The organism is Pseudomonas sp. MYb2, from assembly GCF_002979955.1.
GTDB lineage: Bacteria > Pseudomonadota > Gammaproteobacteria > Pseudomonadales > Pseudomonadaceae > Aquipseudomonas.
Genome location: NZ_PCQC01000007.1, coordinates 167475 through 180822, shown reverse-complemented (window position 1 = coordinate 180822; position 13348 = coordinate 167475). Strand labels below are relative to the sequence as shown.

Annotated in this window: 10 protein-coding genes and 1 pseudogene; 5 read left to right on the top strand and 6 right to left on the bottom strand. The window is 59.9% G+C overall.

The window, feature by feature from the left end:
• The first annotated feature begins 329 nt into the window (after positions 1 to 329).
• Positions 330 to 1178, top strand: coding sequence for a formyltetrahydrofolate deformylase (gene purU / locus CQ009_RS14365; RefSeq protein ID WP_007912774.1), 849 nt, complete (start codon positions 330 to 332; stop codon positions 1176 to 1178).
• Between the two features lie 84 nt (positions 1179 to 1262).
• A complete protein-coding gene (locus tag CQ009_RS30065) occupies positions 1263 to 1439 on the top strand; it encodes a hypothetical protein (RefSeq protein WP_163024097.1) in 177 nt (58 codons plus the stop codon).
• A gap of 100 nt (positions 1440 to 1539) precedes the next feature.
• Here the strand turns inward: CQ009_RS30065 and CQ009_RS14360 are convergent, their stop codons facing one another.
• The 5 genes and pseudogenes from CQ009_RS14360 to CQ009_RS30440 form a co-directional block, all read right to left on the bottom strand.
• Positions 1540 to 2535, bottom strand: coding sequence for a lysylphosphatidylglycerol synthase transmembrane domain-containing protein (locus tag CQ009_RS14360; RefSeq protein WP_105707042.1), 996 nt, complete (start codon positions 2533 to 2535; stop codon positions 1540 to 1542).
• Complete coding sequence (locus CQ009_RS14355) at positions 2532 to 3308, bottom strand: DUF2334 domain-containing protein (protein ID WP_105707039.1); 777 nt, start codon at positions 3306 to 3308, stop codon at positions 2532 to 2534. The genes CQ009_RS14360 and CQ009_RS14355 overlap by 4 nt, the downstream gene beginning before the upstream one ends.
• Entirely contained in the window at positions 3301 to 4422 is a 1122-nt protein-coding gene (locus tag CQ009_RS14350) for a glycosyltransferase family 1 protein (RefSeq protein ID WP_177430996.1), read from the bottom strand. The genes CQ009_RS14355 and CQ009_RS14350 overlap by 8 nt, the downstream gene beginning before the upstream one ends.
• A gap of 273 nt (positions 4423 to 4695) precedes the next feature.
• Positions 4696 to 5460: a methyl-accepting chemotaxis protein gene (locus tag CQ009_RS30445; protein WP_371043227.1), complete on the bottom strand. Its 765-nt coding sequence runs from the start codon at positions 5458 to 5460 to the stop codon at positions 4696 to 4698.
• Between the two features lie 93 nt (positions 5461 to 5553).
• Positions 5554 to 6585: pseudogene (locus CQ009_RS30440) on the bottom strand (cache domain-containing protein); the annotation flags it as partial.
• Between the two features lie 188 nt (positions 6586 to 6773).
• On the opposite strand from CQ009_RS30440, the gene CQ009_RS14340 reads away from it, so the two are divergent.
• Complete coding sequence (locus CQ009_RS14340; RefSeq protein WP_105707252.1) at positions 6774 to 8261, top strand: helicase HerA-like domain-containing protein; 1488 nt, start codon at positions 6774 to 6776, stop codon at positions 8259 to 8261.
• Between the two features lie 108 nt (positions 8262 to 8369).
• On the opposite strand, the gene CQ009_RS14335 is transcribed toward CQ009_RS14340, so the two are convergent.
• On the bottom strand, positions 8370 to 8825 hold the full coding sequence (locus CQ009_RS14335; protein WP_064391811.1) for a DUF721 domain-containing protein: 456 nt from the start codon (positions 8823 to 8825) through the stop codon (positions 8370 to 8372).
• A 308-nt stretch (positions 8826 to 9133) separates the two neighbouring features.
• On the opposite strand from CQ009_RS14335, the gene secA reads away from it, so the two are divergent.
• A complete protein-coding gene (secA, locus tag CQ009_RS14330; RefSeq protein WP_064391810.1) occupies positions 9134 to 11869 on the top strand; it encodes a preprotein translocase subunit SecA in 2736 nt (911 codons plus the stop codon).
• Between the two features lie 122 nt (positions 11870 to 11991).
• Positions 11992 to 13209, top strand: coding sequence for a bifunctional glutamate N-acetyltransferase/amino-acid acetyltransferase ArgJ (gene argJ, locus CQ009_RS14325; RefSeq protein ID WP_105707035.1), 1218 nt, complete (start codon positions 11992 to 11994; stop codon positions 13207 to 13209).
• The last annotated feature ends 139 nt before the right edge of the window (positions 13210 to 13348 follow it).

The following is a 13348-nucleotide window of genomic DNA, read 5'->3' as shown; positions in this document are numbered from 1 at the left end:
CTTAGTAGGATGCTGAATGGCAGGGGACAGTGGCGCAATAATAGTCAGGGTGTTTCATCAAGTAAACATTTAACCGGAGTTTTTATTTGAATTAGTTGCAGGGTATTAGCGACAAACTGAATATTCAGTTAAATAGTGTGATGCAGTCATCACAGATATTCACACTTGTCTGATCAAACGGTGCTGTCGGCGCGCCATCATGCTGACGATTATCCCCGTGAAAACGTCGTACGCCGTGGCCGCGCCCACGCCAGCACTCATCGATACTGCAGTTTTCCTGCGCAGTCGCTAGAATGGCGGCCTTTGCGAAGTTCTGGAGTTTTCCCCTCATGCGCACTTTTCGGCTGGTGATATCTTGCCCGGACCGCGTTGGCATCGTTGCCAAAGTCAGTAATTTTCTGGCAGCCCACAATGGCTGGATCACCGAAGCGAGCCACCACTCGGATAATCAGGTCGGCTGGTTCTTCATGCGTCACGAAATTCGTGCCGATTCGCTGCCATTCGGTATTGAAGTATTGCGCGAGAAGTTTGCGCCAATCGCCGAAGAGTTTTCGATGGACTGGCGTATTACCGATACCGAGCAGAAAAAACGCGTCGTGCTGATGGCCAGCCGCGAATCTCACTGCCTCGCCGACTTGCTGCACCGCTGGCACAGCGACGAACTGGACTGTGAGATCTCCTGCGTGATTTCCAACCACGATGACCTGCGCAGCATGGTCGAGTGGCACGGCATTCCTTATTACCATGTCCCGGTCAATCCGCAGGACAAGCAACCGGCCTTCGACGAAGTGTCGCGTCTGGTCAAACAGCACGATGCCGAAGTGGTCGTGCTGGCGCGCTACATGCAGATCCTGCCGCCGGACATGTGCCGTGAATACGCGCACAAGGTGATCAACATTCACCACAGCTTCCTGCCATCGTTCGTTGGCGCGAAGCCGTACCACCAGGCTTCCCTGCGTGGCGTGAAACTGATCGGCGCGACCTGCCACTATGTGACCGAAGAGCTGGACGCCGGCCCGATCATCGAGCAGGACGTGGTACGCGTCAGCCACAGTGACAGCATCGAAGACATGGTGCGTTTCGGCCGTGACGTCGAGAAGATGGTGTTGGCCCGTGGCCTGCGTTATCACCTCGAAGATCGCGTGCTGGTGCACGGCAACAAGACTGTGGTGTTCTGATCGAGCGCCCGCAGGCTTGAAAAACCAAGGGTCTGGGCGTTCAATCGTCCAGACCCTTTGTCATTTCTGCTTTGAGGAAAAGCCATGACCGATCCACTGGACAAAGCCACTTCCAAAGCACCGGCGACGTTGGGCGAGGGTTGTTTGAGTCGCTACGACCCGGAGGACATGAGCTCGGAGGATGGCACCGAGTTTCCCGGTGCGGCTGAATTGTGGGAGCAGGTAAAACCAGAGTCGGACGATGAAACAGGCGAAGCCTGAAAAGATCGTCCGATCGCGGCCCGAGCCTTCGGCAGCTCCTGCAGGTGTAAGCGTTCAATGTAGGAGCTGCCGAAGGCTCGGGCCGCGATCGGACGATCTTTTAAGCTTGACGCACTTTCATCAGTTTCCTCAGCAACGGCCGCCCCAGCATCAACAAAAACACCGGGCCACCCACCAGCAGATAAAAGTAATACGTCACCACCCGCCAGATCAGAATCGCCGCTGCTGCCGTCGATTTCCCCACCATCGGCGCCAACAGCGCCGCCGAGGTCAATTCCGCCGCCCCCGCGCCACCTGGCAACAGACTGAACTGCCCGGCGCCGAGCGAAAGCATCTGCACCAGGAAACTCCAGGCCCACTGCAAGTCCGCGCCAAGCCCGCGCAACGCCAGATACAACACGCTGTAGCGCAGCAACCAATGCACGCAGGTCAGGGCAAAGACTTTGACCAGTGTCTGCCATGGCAACTTCAAGGTGTCGGTGAATGCCGCGAGAAAGTGCAGCAACTTGCGCGCCCAGCGCCGTCGAGTAATGGCGCTGACGTTCATCCTGGCCAACAAGCGGCCGCTGAGGCGAATCAATACGCGGTGATAACGCGCCACCAGCACGCAACTGAACAAGCCACCCAACAACGAAACCGCACTGACCATCAGCAGCCATTCCAGGCGATCACTGAGGTGCTGAAACAGCGCGTAAATCAGAATCCCGCTTAGCGCACAAAGAAAGAACAGCAGGTCACTCAGTTGATCCATGGCGAACACAGCGCTGCCCCGCGCCGGGCGCACGCCGCTGCGAGCGAGCAGGGCCATGATCGTCAACGGCCCGCCGCTGCCGCCGGGTGTGGCGCAATAGGCGAATTCGGCGGCCATCACCACGCCGAGACTTCTCATTGGCGTGACCCGGTCGCGTTGATCGCCGAGCAACAGACGCAAGCGCAGGGTGTTGATGCCCCAGCAGAGCAGAATCATGCCGAACATGATCAGCAACCACAGCAGCGGAAAACTTTGCAGGCGCGTCCAGGTGTCGCCACCGCCAAGCACGACCGGAATCAGCACGGCCGCGAGCAGGCCGATCAGCAACAAAATACTGCGGCTCATGCGGCGTGTTCCCGTTGACCGCGCTGTCGGGCGAGCCAGTTGATTTTGGTCATCGGTTTGCGTCCTTCGGCGAGCAAACGTTCAAGGGTGTGCAGCCAGTAATCACGGGAAAAACCGTGGCGCATGTCCACGGGGTGCAAGCCTAGCCGAATCACCGGTGCCTGACGCCAGCGCTGCTGACGCTGCTCGCTGACTATTTTTGACAAACCCCGACGCCAGGCGCTGCGGGCGCTCCAGACCAGCCCCGGCGCGTCGATGGCGGTGAAATCCGGTAATCGATAAAGATGCTGCGGATCACTGGTGTAGCTCAGCGGCAATTCGCGCAGTGCCTGACGGGTGCCATCGCTCATCAACCACGCCGGGGCGACGAAGCCGTGCAGTGGCCAGTCATGGCGCTGGAACACTTCGATACCGGCGCGCACACGGGCGAGGGCGGCTTCACGGGACAAACGATAGAACTCCCCTTCATGGCTGTAAACACGGCGCATGAACCAGTCGCGCGGCGTGGTCGGGGCAGGCTCTTGGTCGTCGTGGAAATACCCGTGCAACGCCAACTCATCGCCACGGGCGACACGCTTATCGAGCATTCGACAAAACGCCGGATGATCGTCGAGGGCCTCGTGCCGGTGGAAATCGGGCACCACCAGCCAGGTCAGCGGCACATTGCCCAGTGCATCGACCGCCTCGACAAAGGCCTGATAGTCCGCCCACGTCGACGGCGCCACGTCATGCAGCACCAGCAATACGGCGGGCGCACGCGGGGACTCAAGCATTGGCCACCCGTGGCAAGGTGTGGCCGAGGGCGGCGTGATAATGACTGAGCAGGCTGTCGACGACGGTGTCCCAGGCGTAATAGCGTTCGACGTGCTGACGCGCTTGCTGGCCGAGGTTTGCGCAGCCGCGGCTGTACAACTCGCGCACGGCATTGGCCATGGCCTGCGGATTGTTTGGTGTGCACAGCAGACCGCAGGATTCGTTGACGATTTCTTCGAACGCTCCGGCAGCGACGGCGACCACCGGAATGCCGCACGCCATAGCTTCGAGGATCACCAGACCAAAGGTTTCCTGATCACCGGCATGCAACAGCGCATCGGCACTGGCCATCAGGCGTGCGACCTTCGGCGCCGGGCAGAATTCGTCGATCACCGTCACGTTGTCCGGCACCAGCGCCGGCATTGATGAGCCGACCAGCAGCAGGTGATAGCGCGGGCCGAGGCGCTGCATGCACTTGAGCAGCACCGGCAGGTTTTTCTCCTTCGAACCACGCCCGGCGAAAATCAGCAGGCGCGTGTCTTCGGCCAGACCCAGTTCTGCGCGCAGACCAGGGTCACGAGCCTCGGGGTGGAAGGTTTGCAGATCCACACCCAATGGTTGAACGTAGACATTGCGCACGCCCAGGCCAATCAGTTTGTCGGCCATCACCTGGCTTGGCGCGAGCACGCGGTCGAAGTTGCCGTAAAGCCTGGTGACATAAGCCTCGACATTCGGCGTGACCCAATGGCCCATGCGATTGCTGACCAGCAACGGCAGGTCCGAGTGGTAGAAGCCGATGACCGGCACGTCCAGCGTCCGCCGTGCATCCAGAGCGGCCCAAGCCGTAAGGTAGGGATCGCCGACTTCAATCAGATCCGGCTGCAAATCCTCCAGGACATTTCGCCAAGGAGCCAGACGCAACGGAAAACGGTAACCCTTGCCGAAGGGCAGGGCCGGGGCAGGCACCGTGTAGAGGCCGTCGTGTTCGCCGAAGTCGGCGCCGGGGATCAGCAGGCTGTGGCGAATGCCGGGCCTGACGCCCAACCGGCGGTGTTTGGCATCCAGATAAGTCCGCACGCCACCGCTGGCCGGGGCGTAGAACATGGTGATGTCGGCGATGTGCACGGTGATCAAACCTCCGCTGCGTGGTTCTCCCTTGGTTGACCTTTATCCAGAATAGATGTTCGGTCGGGATTGCGCGGTAGAGCTGAAGAGCTTCAGAGCGGAAGAGCCCCTCACCCTAACCCTCTCCCGGAGGGAGAGGGGACTGACCGAGGTGTCTGGGCTTGATTCATCGACCTGAACGTCTTCAGTCGAACTCAGGTTTTGAACAGCATGAAGATCGGCTCCCTTTCCCCCTCGCCCCCCTGGGGAAGAGGGCTGGGGTGAGGGGGTAGGCTTTTGATCTTAAATCCGGAAACTACCCACAAGCTGTTTCAACCGCGAAGCCTGCTGCTCCAGATCCGAGCAAGCCCGCAACGTCGCCTGCAAGTTCTCCACGCCTTCCTGGTTCAGCGTGTTGATCTCGGTGATGTCGACGTTGATCGACTCGACCACAGCGGTCTGCTCCTCGGTCGCGGTCGCCACCGACTGGTTCATCCCGTCGATCTCGCCAATACGCTGGGTCACGCTGTTCAAACGCTCCCCGGCGAGGTTGGCAATTTCCACGCTGTCCTGGCTGTGGCGCTGGCTGTCACTCATGGTGCTCACCGATTCACGGGCGCCGACTTGCAGCTCCTCGATCATCGTTTGCACTTGCTGCGCCGATTCCTGGGTACGATGCGCCAGATTGCGCACTTCATCCGCCACCACGGCGAACCCGCGGCCGGCCTCACCGGCACGCGCAGCTTCGATCGCGGCATTGAGCGCCAGCAGGTTGGTCTGCTGGGAAATGCTGGTGATCACTTCAAGAATCTGGCCGATGTTCACGGTTTTGCTGTTCAGCGATTCGATGTTGCTGCTCGACGCGCTGAGCATGCTCGACAGCTGATTCATCGCCTTGATGCTGCGATCCACCACTTGCTGGCCATCTTCCGCCAGACCGCGAGCATCGCTGGCCTGGTTCGAGGCCTGCGCAGCGTTGCGGGCGATTTCCTGTGCCGCAGCGCCGAGCTGGTTGATCGCGGCGGCAACGCTGCTGGTACGCGAGGCCTGTTGATCGGAGTTGTACATCGACGAGTTCGACGCAGCGACCACGCGCAGGGCGACTTCGTTGACTTGCCCGGTGGCCGACGACACTTCGCGGATCGAGCCGTGGATACGCTCGACGAAGCGGTTGAATGCGGTACCCAGAACACCGAACTCATCGTTATTGACGATGGTCAGGCGTTTGGTCAGGTCGCCTTCGCCGTCGGCAATGTCTTCCATGGCGCGGGTCATGACGTGCAGCGGCTGGATCAGGATGCGAATCAGCATGCCAAGCAGAGCAAGGATGATCGCCACGGCAATCACCGTGGCAATCACCGCCGACGTACGGAACTCGCTGAGCATCGCGAACGCCTGATCCTTGTCCACCGACAGACCGATGTACCAGTTCACCGACGGCAGGCCTTTGATCGGCGCGAAGGTGACGATACGGGTTTTGCCATCGACGGTGACTTCACTGAAGTCGCTGCTGATGCGCGGGGTGTCCTGTGGATAGGCTTCCTTGAGTGATTTCATCACCAGGGCTTTGTCCGGGTGGACGAGGATCTTGCCGTCGGCGCTGACCAGGAATACATAACCCATGCCGTCGAAGTCGCGGGCGGCGAGGGTGTCGACCAGCGATTGCAGGCTCAAGTCGCCGCCTACCACGCCGACGCTCTGGCCGGCCTTTTTCGAGGCGGTAGCAATCGAGATGATCAACTGGCCGGTAGCCGCGTCGATATACGGTTCGGTCAGCGTCGAAGTGCTGCTGCTCTCGGCACCTTTATACCAAGGGCGCACGCGTGGATCGAAACCGTCCGGCATCTTCGTGTCCGGGCGGATAGTGAAATGCCCGGTGGCATCGCCCAGATAAGTGGCCATGAACGTCGAGGTCAGGGTCTTCTGTTCGAGCAGGCTGGCGACGTTGGCGGGTTCGGGATTGATCGAAATGTTCTGGGCGGCGTTCTCGATCAGCAGAATGCGACCGTTGAGCCAGGTCTGGATGCTGCCGGCCGTGACCTCGCCCATTTCGTTGAGATAGTTGTTCAGGTCATCGCGGATCGCATTGCGCTGTAGCCAGTCGTTGTACAAGGTAAACGAGGCGAAGGCGGCAATGACGATGAGGGCGGCGGCAAGCAAGATTTTATGGCTGAAGCGCAGATTTTTGTTCATGGCTTGGGGTTCCGCTAAGGTCTTAGTGTCCAGGGCGTGCTTTTATAGAGGCGCGCGAAATGGGCAACGGTGAAAACAAGCTGATATTTCCGTCTCTCCTTAGGGAAATGTCCGGCCCGACTTATGGTCGGGCTCTCACCTGTGTGTATCGGCCATGCAGAATCAAAGATTAACCATTGGGTGACAAAATGCCTGACTCATCGCAACTCGTTATCGGCGCCGACCTCGCGGGGCAACAGCTTGGTCAGGCCATGCGCCTGGCGAACCGCCACGGGCTGGTCGCCGGCGCCACCGGTACCGGTAAAACCGTTACCTTGCAACGTCTGGCCGAAGCGTTCAGTGACGCCGGGGTCGCGGTGTTTGCCGCTGACATCAAGGGCGATCTGTGTGGCCTCGGTGCTGCCGGCAACCCGCAGGGCAAGGTTGCCGAGCGCATTGGCGGGATGCCGTGGCTCAACTACAAGGCGCAGGCTTATCCGGTGACCTTGTGGGATATCCACGGCGAATCCGGTCATCCGTTGCGCACTACGTTGAGTGAAATGGGCCCGTTGTTGATCGGCAGCCTGCTGGAACTGACCGACAGTCAGCAGGCGGCGCTCTACGCAGCGTTCAAGGTCGCTGATCGTGAAGGCCTGTTGCTGCTGGACCTGAAGGACCTGAAAGCGCTGCTCAATCACCTCAAGGACAACCCGCAACTGTTGGGCGAAGACGCTGCATTGATGACCACCGGTTCCAGCCAGGCGCTGTTGCGCCGCCTGGCGACACTGGAACAGCAGGGCGCCGAAGCCTTGTTTGGCGAGCCGGCGCTGCAACTCGAAGATATTCTGCAACCGGCGGCTGATGGCCGTGGGCGCATTCATCTATTGGACGCCAGTCGTCTGGTGCATGAGGCGCCGAAAGTCTACGCGACGTTCCTGTTGTGGCTGCTGGCTGAGCTGTTTGAGCAACTGCCCGAACGCGGCGATGCCGACAAACCGCTGCTGGCGTTGTTTTTCGATGAGGCGCATTTGTTGTTCGGCGATACGCCCAAGGCTTTGCAGGAGCGTCTGGAACAAGTGGTGCGGCTGATTCGCTCGAAAGGCGTTGGCGTGTATTTCGTCACCCAGTCGCCAGCGGACTTGCCCGATGATGTGCTGGCCCAGCTTGGCCTGCGAATCCAGCATGGCTTGCGCGCCTTCACCGCCAGGGAGCAGAAGTCCCTGCGCGCGGTGGCAGATGGCTTCCGGCCGAATCCGGCGTTCGATACGTTGTCGGTGTTGACGGAGCTGGGGATCGGCGAAGCGTTGGTCGGAACCCTTGCCGAGAAGGGCACGCCGGAAATGGTCCAGCGTGTGCTGGTGGCGCCACCGCAATCGCGAATCGGGCCGCTGACCGAGACCGAACGAACCGTGCTGATTGCCGGATCGCCGTTCAAGGGCCGCTATGACAAGCCGATCGATCGTGAGTCGGCGTATGAGATTCTCATGGGGCGTAAAGGCTTGGCGCCTGACGCCGAGGCACCCGCCGGCAAGCCTGCGGTTGAAGAACCAAGCCTCGCCGACAGGGCCGGAGAGTTTCTCGGCACCGCTGCCGGGCAAGCGCTGAAATCCGCCATGCGCCAGGCGGCCAACAATCTGGGCAAACAACTGGTACGCGGCCTTATGGGCTCTTTACTCGGTGGCAGCAAACGCCGCTGATCTAATGTAGGAGTGAGCCTGCTCGCGATTGCGGTATGCCAGTCACGACAATGTCGACTGTTTCACCGCTATCGCGAGCAGGCTCACTCCTACAATTATTGATAGCTGTCAGGTTTTGTCTTTCGCGTGCGCCGCCAAGCGTTCCAGCGCCGCGCGCAACCCCGGATCACTGATCCCGTCTGCTGTCGCCTGAATCGTCGCCGCCGCATCCGTCGACAAATCCATGGTATGCCCGGTCGCTCCGCGCTGCACCGTCGGCGGCTGCACCTTGAACAGAATCCGCGTCAAACTGGCGAACTCATCGAACATCTGCAGTTGCCGCTGCAAACGCTTTTGCTGGTAGCGCAAGCGTGTGGCCCAATGGCCATCGGTGACAATCAGCAGCAAACTGCCCTCGCGCCACGACGCCACATGGCAGTGTTCGCGGGCGGCGGGTTGCAGTTGACTTTCGAGCAGGCGCTGCAAATGGCCCAGTCGCTGGGCATGGCCGAGGATGGCCTTGAGCGGCTTGGCTTCGCGCAAGAGAACGGCGGGTGCTCTGGCCGTGAGAGGGCGAAATGCCATGATCGAACACCTGAAGTAACAGAATCGCCATGGTAGCAGAAAGGCCGAACTCACTCGCCCATTGCTTTTGCCCCCGCTTTACCCATTAAATCAACGACTAACTTCTGCCTTGTATGACTTGAAGTTGAGCAAAACGCCCCTATTTTAAGTGAGCCCCGTCAAAGCGCAGTGCCAGCATCGTGGAACATCGCCACTTTCCTCACTTCCGTTTCCGGGTAGAATGCTCGTTCGCATGCGGCCATGAGGGCTGCACGGGCGACGCTCACGGGGCCGCCCTCCATCCCTTTAGTGTGGAAGATCCTGCCGATATGTTTGCGCCTTTGTTAAAGAAACTTTTTGGAAGCAAGAACGAGCGTGAAGTCAAACGCATGCTCAAGACGGTGCAGCTCGTCAATGCCTTCGAAGAGCAAATGGTGGCCCTTTCGGACGATCAATTGCGCGCCAAGACCAATGAGTTCAAGGCCCGCATCGCCAAAGGGGAAACCCTCGACAAGCTGTTGCCAGAAGCTTTTGCGGTCGCCCGCGAAGCCGGCAAGCGCATCATGGGTATGCGTCACTTCGACGTGCAGCTCGTCGGTGGCATGACCTTGCACGAAGGCAAGATCGCCGAAATGCGCACCGGTGAGGGTAAAACCCTCGTAGCGACCCTGGGTGTTTACCTCAACGCATTGTCCGGCAAGGGCGTGCACGTTGTGACAGTGAACGACTACCTGGCGCGTCGTGACGCCAACTGGATGCGCCCGCTGTATGAATTCCTCGGCCTGACCGTCGGCGTCGTGACGCCGTTCCAGCCGCCGGAAGAGAAGCGTCTGGCCTACGCCGCCGACATCACCTACGGCACCAACAACGAATTCGGTTTCGACTACCTGCGCGACAACATGGCGTTCAGCATGGAAGAAAAATTCCAGCGCGAACTCAACTTTGCCGTGATCGACGAAGTCGACTCCATCCTCATCGACGAAGCGCGTACCCCGCTGATCATTTCCGGTCAGGCCGAGGACAGCTCCAAGCTGTACATGGAGATCAATAAACTGATCCCGCAGCTGGAGTTGCACGTCGAAGAAGTCGAAGGCGAAGTCACCAAGGCTGGCCACTACACCGTTGACGAGAAGACCCGTCAGGTCGAACTCAACGAAGCCGGTCACCAGTTCATCGAAGACATGCTCACCCGCGTCGGCCTGCTGGCTGAAGGCGAGAGCCTGTACTCGGCACATAACCTGGGCCTGTTGACTCACGTGTATGCCGGTCTGCGTGCGCACAAGCTGTTCAACCGCAACATCGAATACATCGTGCAGGACGGCCAGGTCGTACTGGTCGACGAACACACCGGCCGTACCATGCCGGGTCGTCGTCTGTCCGAAGGCCTGCACCAGGCCATCGAAGCCAAGGAAGGTCTGAACATCCAGGCCGAGAGCCAGACGCTGGCATCGACCACGTTCCAGAACTACTTCCGTCTGTACACCAAGCTGTCCGGCATGACCGGTACCGCCGACACCGAAGCGTTCGAATTCCACCAGATCTATGGTCTGGAAGTGATGGTCATTCCGCCAAACAAACCGTTGGCGCGTAAAGACTTCAATGACCTGGTGTTCCTCACCGCCGAAGAGAAGTACGCGGCAATCGTTGCGGACATCAAGGAAAGCATGGCGGCCGGTCGTCCGGTGCTGGTGGGTACTGCCACCATCGAAACCTCCGAGCACATGTCCGCATTGCTCGTGAAGGAAGGCATCGAGCACAAGGTTCTCAACGCCAAGTTCCACGAAAAAGAAGCCGAGATCATCGCGCAGGCCGGTCGTCCGGGCGCTCTGACCATCGCCACCAACATGGCCGGTCGTGGTACCGACATCCTGTTGGGCGGTAACTGGGAAGTTGAAGTAGCGTCGCTGGAAAACCCGACCCCTGAGCAGATTGCCCAGATCAAGGCCGACTGGCAGAAGCGTCACCAGCAAGTGCTGGAATCCGGCGGTCTGCAGGTGATTGCGTCCGAGCGTCACGAATCGCGCCGTATCGACAACCAGCTGCGTGGCCGTGCCGGTCGTCAGGGCGATGCCGGTTCGAGCCGCTTCTACCTGTCGCTGGAAGACAGCCTGATGCGCATTTTCGCCTCTGACCGGGTGAAGAACTTCATGAAAGCCCTGGGCATGCAGCCGGGCGAAGCGATCGAGCACCGCATGGTGACCAACGCAATCGAGAAGGCGCAGCGCAAGGTTGAAGGCCGCAACTTCGACATTCGCAAGCAACTGCTCGAGTTCGACGACGTCAACAACGAACAGCGTAAAGTGATCTATCACATGCGTAACACGTTGCTGGCCGCTGACAACATCGGTGAAACCATCGCCGATTTCCGTCAGGACGTGCTCAACGCGACCGTCAGCGCCCACATCCCACCGCAATCGCTGCCAGAGCAGTGGGACGTGGCCGGTCTGGAAGCTTCGATTGCCAGCGACTTTGGCGTGACATTGCCGATCCAGCAATGGCTCGATGAAGACGATCACCTGTACGAAGAAACCCTGCGCGAGAAGCTCATGACCGAGCTGATGGCGGCGTACAACGAGAAAGAAGATCAGGCCGGTGCGGAAGCACTGCGCTCCTTCGAGAAGCAAATCGTTCTGCGTGTGCTGGACGATCTGTGGAAAGACCATCTGTCGACCATGGATCACCTGCGTCACGGCATCCACCTGCGTGGCTATGCCCAGAAAAACCCGAAGCAGGAGTACAAGCGCGAGTCGTTCACGCTGTTCTCCGAGCTGCTCGATTCGATCAAGCGCGACTCGATCCGTGTGCTGTCGCACGTTCAGGTGCGCCGCGAAGATCCGGAAGCCGAAGAGCAACGTCTGCGTCAGGAAGCCGAAGCACTGGCCGCCCGCATGCAGTTCGAACACGCTGAAGCCCCGGGCCTGGAGCAACCGGAAATACTCGGTGAAGAGGTCGATGTGGCCCTCGCCACTGCGCCGGTTCGCAACGAGCAGAAGCTGGGCCGCAACGAACTGTGCTACTGCGGTTCGGGCAAGAAATTCAAGCATTGCCACGGGCAGATCCAGTAAAACCCGTTTCAATCGCTGAAATACCCGCGCCGCGACCGGCTCCTGCCGTCGCGGCGTTTTGCCATTCAAACCACCGTCGCCGCGAGTGACGGTGCTGACTTCATTGAGTAAGGAGCGCATTCATGGCTGTTGGTCTTGGTCCTTTGCCAACGTTGCACCCGGTTGCCGGTTTTGAACTCGGTATCGCCTCGGCCGGCATCAAGCGCCCCGGGCGCAAGGATGTCGTTGTGATGCGCTGCGCCGAAGGCTCGACTGTTGCGGGCGTGTTCACCTTGAACGCGTTTTGCGCGGCACCGGTGATCCTGGCGAAAAAACGCGTGCAGAATGCTGTGCGCTATCTGCTGACCAACACTGGCAATGCCAACGCTGGCACCGGTGAGCCGGGGCTGGCCGCCGCTGAACGCACCACTGCGAAGCTGGCTGAGCTGACCGGCGTTGATGCCAGCCAGATCCTGCCGTACTCCACCGGTGTGATCGGTGAGCCACTGCCAGTCGAGAAGATCGAAGGCGCGCTGCAAGCCGCGCTGGACGACTTGTCGGAAAACAACTGGGAAGCCGCCGCCACCGGCATCATGACCACCGACACCCTGCCGAAGGGCGCCAGCCGTCAGTTCGAACATGACGGCGTGACCATCACCGTTACCGGCATCAGCAAAGGCGCGGGCATGATCCGTCCGAACATGGCGACCATGCTCGGATACATTGCCACTGACGCCAAAGTCTCCCGCGAAGTCCTGCACAATTTGATGCTCGACGGCGCCAACAAGTCGTTCAACCGCATCACCATCGACGGCGACACCTCGACCAACGACTGCTGCATGCTGATCGCTACAGGCAAGGCTGCACTGCCGGAAATCACCCGCGCCGAAGGCGAGCTGTTCGCCAAACTGAAGCAAGCGGTATTCGAAGTGTGCATGGACGTCGCCCAGGCCATCGTGCGCGACGGCGAAGGCGCGACCAAGTTCGTCACCGTTGAAGTGAATGGCGGCGGCAATTACCAGGAATGCCTGGACGTTGGCTATACCGTGGCGCACTCGCCGCTGATCAAGACCGCGCTATTCGCCTCTGACCCGAACTGGGGTCGCATCCTGGCGGCCGTCGGTCGTGCCGGCGTGCCGGATCTGGACGTGAGCAAGATCGACGTGTTCCTCGGCGCCGTGTGCATTGCCAGCCGTGGCGCCCGCGCGGCGACCTACACTGAAGCGCAGGGTTCGGCGGTGATGCAGCAGGAAGAAATCACCATCCGTATCGAACTGGGTCGCGGCGATTGCAGCGAAACCATCTGGACCACTGACCTGTCGCATGAGTACGTGAAGATCAACGCCGAATACCGCACTTGATCCAACCTGAGACCGAGTCGCCTGCATCGCGAGCAGGCTCACTCCCACAGAGATCTGTGTTGTTCACAAATCCCCTGTAGGAGTGAGCCTGCTCGCGATGGCGACCTGTCAGGCACCAAAGATTCTGGACTGTTCCTCC

Excerpts from the sequence above, each read along its gene's own strand:
- purU (WP_007912774.1), top strand. The coding sequence starts at position 330 with ATGCGCACTTTTCGGCTGGTGATATCTTGCCCGGACCGCGTTGGCATC.
- CQ009_RS30065 (WP_163024097.1), top strand. The coding sequence starts at position 1,263 with ATGACCGATCCACTGGACAAAGCCACTTCCAAAGCACCGGCGACGTTG.
- CQ009_RS14360 (WP_105707042.1), bottom strand. The coding sequence starts at position 2,535 with ATGAGCCGCAGTATTTTGTTGCTGATCGGCCTGCTCGCGGCCGTGCTG.
- CQ009_RS14355 (WP_105707039.1), bottom strand. The coding sequence starts at position 3,308 with ATGCTTGAGTCCCCGCGTGCGCCCGCCGTATTGCTGGTGCTGCATGAC.
- CQ009_RS30445 (WP_371043227.1), bottom strand. The coding sequence starts at position 5,460 with ATGTACAACTCCGATCAACAGGCCTCGCGTACCAGCAGCGTTGCCGCC.
- CQ009_RS14340 (WP_105707252.1), top strand. The coding sequence starts at position 6,774 with ATGCCTGACTCATCGCAACTCGTTATCGGCGCCGACCTCGCGGGGCAA.
- CQ009_RS14335 (WP_064391811.1), bottom strand. The coding sequence starts at position 8,825 with ATGGCATTTCGCCCTCTCACGGCCAGAGCACCCGCCGTTCTCTTGCGC.
- secA (WP_064391810.1), top strand. The coding sequence starts at position 9,134 with ATGTTTGCGCCTTTGTTAAAGAAACTTTTTGGAAGCAAGAACGAGCGT.
- argJ (WP_105707035.1), top strand. The coding sequence starts at position 11,992 with ATGGCTGTTGGTCTTGGTCCTTTGCCAACGTTGCACCCGGTTGCCGGT.